General features: G+C 62.7%; 6 protein-coding genes and 1 pseudogene. 2 read left to right on the top strand and 5 right to left on the bottom strand.

The genetic code is table 11. The annotated features are described in order from the left end of the window. Positions 1-665: methylenetetrahydrofolate reductase (locus AHiyo1_RS17055; protein ID WP_059389333.1), on the bottom strand; the 665-nt coding region annotated here is incomplete at its 3' end. Between the two features lie 421 nt (positions 666-1,086). On the opposite strand from AHiyo1_RS17055, the gene AHiyo1_RS17060 reads away from it, so the two are divergent. Then, a complete protein-coding gene (locus AHiyo1_RS17060) occupies positions 1,087-1,320 on the top strand; it encodes a hypothetical protein (RefSeq protein WP_059389334.1) in 234 nt (77 codons plus the stop codon). 18 nt (positions 1,321-1,338) lie between these two features. Here AHiyo1_RS17060 and AHiyo1_RS17065 read toward each other — a convergent pair whose 3' ends face one another. The 4 genes and pseudogenes from AHiyo1_RS17065 to AHiyo1_RS17080 form a co-directional block, all read right to left on the bottom strand. Next, positions 1,339-2,145 (bottom strand): carbohydrate ABC transporter permease, encoded by an 807-nt coding sequence (locus tag AHiyo1_RS17065; RefSeq protein ID WP_059389335.1) that lies wholly within the window; start codon positions 2,143-2,145, stop codon positions 1,339-1,341. Between the two features lie 67 nt (positions 2,146-2,212). Continuing rightward, positions 2,213-3,016, bottom strand: coding sequence for a carbohydrate ABC transporter permease (locus tag AHiyo1_RS17070; protein ID WP_253257420.1), 804 nt, complete (start codon positions 3,014-3,016; stop codon positions 2,213-2,215). 126 nt (positions 3,017-3,142) lie between these two features. After that, a complete protein-coding gene (locus AHiyo1_RS17075; protein WP_059389336.1) occupies positions 3,143-4,498 on the bottom strand; it encodes an extracellular solute-binding protein in 1,356 nt (451 codons plus the stop codon). 104 nt (positions 4,499-4,602) lie between these two features. Further along, positions 4,603-5,804: pseudogene (locus AHiyo1_RS17080) on the bottom strand (ROK family transcriptional regulator). Between the two features lie 180 nt (positions 5,805-5,984). On the opposite strand from AHiyo1_RS17080, the gene AHiyo1_RS17085 reads away from it, so the two are divergent. Beyond that, positions 5,985-6,491 (top strand): phosphotransferase (locus AHiyo1_RS17085; protein ID WP_172465620.1); only part of this gene is annotated, 507 nt, incomplete at its 3' end.

The raw sequence follows: 6,491 nt of genomic DNA on the forward strand, positions 1-6,491 counted from the left end.
ATGACGCCCGGGATGATCGGGATCGTGACGCCCGCACGCCGGGCCCGGGAGATCAGGTCCGCATATTGTTCGGTGTGGAAGAAGACCTGCGTGATGGCGAAGTCTGCGCCCGAACGCTGCTTCGCAAGCAGCACCTCGACGTCGTGCTCCACACTCGGCGACTCAGGGTGGCGGGTGGGATAGGCGGCCACGCCAACGGCGATCTTGCCCGCGCACAGCAGGGCCGAACGTCGCTGTTCCACGCGCCGGATCAGTTCGATCAGGTCCTGGGCGTAGCGCAGCGAACCGTTGACCGGCTGTCCGCTGTCCTTGGGGAGGTCGCCGCGCAGCGCAAGGATGCCGCGCACGCCGTTGTCCAGGAGCTCGCCGATGATCTCGGCCAATTCCTCCGGGGTGTTTCCAACGCAGGTCAGGTGGGCCAATGGCCGCAGGGTCGTTTCGAGCAGCAGCCGGTTGATGAGTTCGACGGCGGTGTCCCGGTTGGAGCCGCTGGCGCCGTAGGTGACCGAGACAAAATCGGGGTCAGTGGCCTCGAGCTCCCCGATGGTCGTCCAGAGGGACTCCGCGGCGGCGGGAGAGCGGGGAGGGAAAAGTTCGTAGGACAGGGCAACGGGAGCCGTGCCGGTCAAGTTTGGATGGGTGTCGATGAGGCTTGGTGGTGACATTTGCGTCCTTGGCTGTGTGTCAGCGGGCCTGCGTTCACGGACTTGAAAGCCAGGTCCATGGACTGCAGAATCGGTGAATTGAGTTTGGGGATACACGCAACGAACTCCAGCAGGGCGCAGCCGCGACTGTTACGCCTGGAATGAAGTTGTCCGTGTGCAAATGTCAGGCCCACATGGGGGCACCCACACCCTCCTGCCTGCCTTCAAGAGGCAGATCCGGCGGAGGATCGCTGACACGTTACCGCGGTAACTTGAATACGACTCTAGATCGGGGTTCCGGGCGCCACAAATCCCCCGCCGAATTAAGACGCATTTTTACGCTAGGTTTCGCCTGATTTCTGAAGATTGTTCGCTTTGGCTACTGGCAGGGTTTAAAGCCGAAAACAGTACGCCACAGAGAAGCCCGTTGCGAGCCCTCCCCATGACGGTCCTGCAGGACTATTCTTTTGCCATGATCCAGCTTCCAGCCAGTTATCAGGAATACCTCGACGGCAAGGACGAGCGGTTCATCCAAACCGTCCGCCCCATCTTGATGCAATCGGCCGCGGACAAGCTTCACGGGGTGCGGGTGCTTTACAACCGCGGCCTCACCGGCCACCAAGCACACCTGGATGATTCCATCCCCTACGGCACCATCGTGGAGGACATCGACTGAGTCCTGGCTGTCGGCCGCTCAGCCCTTCATCGCGCCGGACAGCGCAAACGCGCTTCCCGAACCCTTGGCGACCACCGTGTAGAGGATAAGCACCGGGACCGAATACAAGATGGAGAACGCGGCAAGTTCCCCGTAGGCAATGGCTCCGTGCTGGCCAAAGAAGCTGAAGACAGACACCGCGGCCGGCTGCTTTGAGGTAGACAACAACAGGATGAACGGGACGAAGAAGTTCCCCCAGGCCTGGATGAAGACGAAGATGAACACCACTCCCAGCCCCTGCCTCATCAGGGGCACCACGATTCTCCGCAGCGTGGCCAGTCCCGAGGCGCCGTCCATCCAGGCGGCTTCCTCCAGCTCCAACGGCACGGAGTCCATGAAGTTCTTGGTCATCCAAATGGCCATCGGCAAGGTGGTGGTTGCCATGAAGAAAATGGTTGCCGGCATCGAGTCCAGCAATTGCAACTGTACGAACAGGCCGTAGACCGGCACCATGATCGCCGTGACCGGGAGCGAAGTGCCAAACAGGATCGCGTAGAGGAACGGCTTGTTGAAGCGCGATTGGTAGCGGGACAGCGGATAGGCCGCGAGCACGGCAACTGCCAGGTTCACGACGGCGGTTCCGGCAGAGAGCAGGAAGCTGTTCACGAGCGGGTGGAAGAGCAGCCCGGGCGTCATCACGGCGGCAAAATTGGCGGGCGACGCCGATTGCGGCCACCGCGTCTCGTATCCGGCGTTCGGATCAACGGAGGCGAGAAGCAACCACGCAAGGGGCAGCACAAAGCACAGCCCAATCACGGCCAAAGCCGCATTGGCAGCGAAGCGCACGCGGAGCCGCCGCCTGGTACCGCCGTCGGGCGCTTCCCGGCGAGCACGGGCGCACGCCGCAGGGAGGTCACGGCTTCGCCCCGCGGATCAGCCTGACGTACACAGCCCCGAAGACCATGCCGATCAGGATCAATACCGAAGCGATCGCGGTGCCGTAGCCGATGTCTCCGAGCTTGAAGGCTTCCTGGTACGCCAGCACGGGCAAGGTGGTGCTCGCGTTGGAGGGACCACCGGCCGTCATCACCCAGATGAGGGTGAATACCGCGAGAGTCTGGAGGGTGATCAGCATGAGGTTCGTGGCGATGCTTCCCCGGATGATCGGCAGGGTGATGAAAGCCAGGCGTTGCCAACCCCTGGCGCCGTCCATGAGGGCGGCTTCGGAAATATCGCGCGGGACCTGGGAAAGCGCGGCCCTGTAGACCAGCATCGAGAACGCGGTGCCGCGCCACACATTGGCCAGGATGATGGCGGCCATCGGAAAAGCGTAGAGCCAGTTGGTGCCTTGGACACCGAACATTGCCAAGAGCTGGTTGAGTGTGCCGTCTTGGCTGAAGTACGCGTAGGCCGCGAAGGCCGCCACGATCTCCGGCAGGATCCACGCCGCGACCACCACCGTGCCCACCAGCGACGCCGTCGCTCCCCCGGATCTCGTCATCAACAGGGCGATGACCAGGCCCAGGGCGTTCTGTCCGAGGATCGCGGAAACGGCCACGAAAATTACCGTCAGCCATGCCGAGAGCGGAAAGACCGAATCCGTCAGCATCCGCGCGTAGTTGTCCAGGCCGACCCATTGGGGGTTCAAGGCCGCCTTGCCGGACAATGCGGCGTTGGTGAAGGAGGCGTAGAAGGACCACGCCACAGGTGCCACCATGAAGAGGGCCAACAGCAGGATTGACGGCAAAACCGGCAACAAGCGAAGCCTGCGACGCAGAGCCTTTCGGACGGGCGATCTGCGTCGCAGGGAACCGCGGTTGAGGGAATCAGGGACTGCCATGCGTCATTTCTGCATGACCTTGGCTTCGCCGACGAGTTTCTTGACCGAAGCGTCGTATTCGGCTGCGGCTTCCGCGGGGTTTTGTTTGCCGGTGATGACAGCCTCGGTGGCTTGTTGGACCGCGAGGGAGATCTTCGGATAGTCGGCGGTTGCCGGGCGATAGTGGGTGACGCCCACCAAATCGGAAACATCCTTCACGAACGGGTTGGCCGCTTGGTATCCGGGATCGGAAGCGACATCGGTGCGGACGGCGATCTGCGAGTTGTTCACGTCAAACGCCAAGGCATTCTTCTTGTTCACGGCAGTCGTCAGGAACTTGAAGGCCAGGTCCGGGGTCTTGGTCTTCGCGCCGACGGCGAGCGTCCATCCACCGGACATGCTCACGCCACCGGGATCCTGTCCACGCTGTGTCGGGAACATGGCCACTCCCATGTCCTGCGCATAGCCGGCCCATTCGTAGGAGCCGCCCTTCTGCCAGAAAGACGGCGCGTAGGAGCCTTCCACGGTGGCACCCATTTTGCCTTGCGGCAGCCACTGTCCAAAGACTTTCTTCCAGACGTTCGAATCGAGGGCATCCGCAGGGGTCACGGAAAGCTTCTCGTCGTAGAGGGTCTTCAGGAACTGGAGCGAGTCGGTGAACCCCTTGGAACCCACAACCCACTTTTTGTCACTTTCCGAATACAGGGAGCTTCCCGTTCCATAGAGCAATTCGTAGAAGCTCTGCATGACGGTTCCCTCACCGGTGCCTTTTCCGGCGTACATGCTGAAGGGAATCACGCCCGGATCCGCGGCCTTCATCGTGCGGGCCGCAACCAGGATGTCTTCCCAGGTCTTCGGCTGCCAGGGCACCGAGATGCCGGCCTTCTGGAGGACTGTCTTGTTATACCAGATGGCCCTCGTGTCAGTGCCGAGCGGGACGGCGTAGATGCTGCCGTCGTCACCGCGTCCCGCGGCCTTGGCACCCTCGTTGAACTTGGACCACTCGTCCCACGCGGCCAGCTGCGAGTCGAGTTTCAGCAAGTATCCGGCGTCGACGTCCGAGCGGACCTTGAAGGTGTCCTCGTAGAAGACGTCCGGAGCCGTGTCCGGGGAACGCTGGGCCAGCGCGAGCTTGGTGCCGTAATCGTCGTCGTTGGCTTGGATGGGCTCCAAGTCCACGGTGACGCCGGCGTTTGCCGCCTCGAATTCCTGTTTGGCGTCCTGGAAGACTTTGTCCAGGGCGGTGAAGGAGTCCGTCTTTTGATAGACGATCTTGATGGTTTGTTTGTTAACAGCTTGCGGTTGGGCAGAGCAGGCGGCCGAGGCCAAAAGGCCTACGACGCCGAGCAGTGCTGCTCCGATCCGGACTGGGCGACGCATGACGCTCCGATCTTCAAGCGGCTGCAGCCCCCACACTTCAGCTGGCCCAGCCTGTTACCGATATTGATAAATGCGACCCTGCGACGCAGGACGTGGTGAAGGCCTCAGCCTTCCAAAAGGAGCCGCTGGGCGCGCGGCGCAAGCGTATGTTCCAGCACCAGGCAGGCCGCGCCGATGGCGCCGACATCTTCGCCCACTCCGGTCCCGACAACCTCGATGCCGTGGATGCTGTTGGCGGCGCTGTTGGCCGCGAGCAAGGGCGGAATGCGATCCAGGTAACGTTCAGACATCCGGCCCCAGAACGGGCCGCCAAACACGACGCGTTCGACGTCAAGGGTGTTGGTCACCACCGCGACCGCCCGGGCAACCAGCACCGCCGACTTGTCTATGATCGCGATGGCCCGTTCGTCACCTGCATCCGCGGCATCGCAAAGCCGGGCAAAGCTTCCTGGACCTCCGGGCCTTCGGTGCCTTTGCGGCCACCGTTCAGGACACCTTGCTCTTCGGCTTCGGCCACGAGCACCTGCGGGATGCAGGAGGACTTGACGCAACCGCGCAGGCCGCAATCGCATGCTGGCCCGTCCGGATCGACAATGATGTGTCCGATCTCACCGGCGTTGCCGGACGTTCCACGGACAACTTCGTCATTCAAGACGATGCCGCAACCAATACCGGTACCCATATACATGAAGATGAAACTTCCGGTGCCGCTGGCCCCGCCCGCCCAGGTTTCGGCGACGGCCGCGCTGGTAACGTCCTTGTCCACAAGGGTCTCGAGCCCGGTGGCTTCGGCAAGGGCGTCCCTCAAGTGCACCCGGTCCCAACCCGTCATGAGGGGCGGATCCACGACCGTACCCTCGTCAAGGTCTATGGGGCCCGGCGCCGCGACGCCAAGTCCCGCGATCTTTCCCGTATCAACACCTGAATCTTCGATCAGCGCCTTGATTTCCTCCGCTATGGCGGCGATGACGCGCTGCGGATTGCTTCCGGCCGGCGTGGGAATCCTGGAGTGCTTCACAACGTCTCCGACCAGGTCCAGGACCACGGTGGTGATGACCGCAGGATCGAGATGGACGCCAAGCGCGTACATTCCGGAAGGGTTCAGGCGCAGGATGGTGCGGGGCTTGCCCGGGCCGCTGCCTTCCTTGCCCGCTTCGACAATGAGATGTTGATCCAGGAGGCGGCGGGAGATGTTCGAAATGGTCTGCGGTGAAAGGCCGACAATCTGGGCGAGTTCCACCCGGCTCAGTCCGCCGGACGAACGCCTGATTGCGTCGAGAATGACGGTCAGGTTGAAGTCCCCCATGCGGGGCAGATTGGTTCCGCGCCTCGGAGTCGGCTGGCGGATCTCAGTCACGGATTCCCCTAAAATCATTCGAATAATGCTGTTGCATTTGCATCGTACGGCACCTGTGCTTGTCCCGGTATGCCCACACGCTGCCCAGGCGTAATGGACCCGGATATTGCTGATCGGAGGCCCCGGAATATGGCACTCATGCCGCAGGCCGAGCTGGACATCACCGCAGGGTTGGTGAGGAGTTTGCTCGAAGATCAACTGCCAGGGCTCGCCGACCTTCCCTTGGAGTTGGTGGCCAACGGCTGGGACAACGTCATGTACCGGCTCGGCAAGGAGTGGGCCGTCCGCTTGCCCCGCCGGGAGGCGGCAGCGCAGCTGATACTGCATGAGCAGCACTATCTCCCCGGGTATGCCAAGCGTTCGCCAGTGCCCCTCCCCAGCCCCATCCATTCGGGGCGGCCATCCGCGGATTATCCATGGCCGTGGAGCGTGACTCCTTGGTTGGAGGGACTCTCCGCGGCGCGGGCGCCCCAGGAGTTACGGAACGCGGCAGCCGAGGACCTTGCCGCGTTCCTCGTCGCCATCCACGTTCCGGCCGCACCGGGCGCGCCCGTCAATCCCGTCCGGGGGGTGCCTTTGGCAGCGAGGTCCGGCGTGGTCATGGAGCGGCTCGACGATTCCGGCCGCTATCCGCAG

Origin of the sequence: Arthrobacter sp. Hiyo1, from assembly GCF_001263615.2 — a bacterium.
Classification (GTDB): domain Bacteria; phylum Actinomycetota; class Actinomycetes; order Actinomycetales; family Micrococcaceae; genus Arthrobacter.